Genomic DNA, 304 nt, shown 5'->3' on the forward strand with positions numbered 1-304 from the left:
AATAGAAAATGTAGATGGTATGCAGAAGCTGCAGCAGCGGTCCTATCTGGTAAAGGGCACGAAAACACCATCTACGAGCTTTCTGGAAAGTTAATGACTCAAGAAGAACTTGCTTCCACTCTGGGCTCTGTATTAGGTAAAGAAGTACCTGTGCAACAGGTTGATGATGCTACCTATACGGATATAATGAAAGGCGCTGGTGTACCGGATTTCCTTCTTCCTATGCTTGTTGATATCCAAAAAGACATTCGTGAAGGCACATTAGAGGTCGAGAGCCATGATCTCGAGAAACTTCTCGGACGAA

General features: G+C 44.1%; 1 pseudogene. It reads left to right on the forward strand.

The window, feature by feature from the left end:
- Positions 1 to 304, forward strand: a pseudogene (locus CVN76_RS02640) (SDR family NAD(P)-dependent oxidoreductase); the annotation flags it as partial.

It is taken from the genome of Bacillus sp. mrc49 (genome assembly GCF_002803435.1).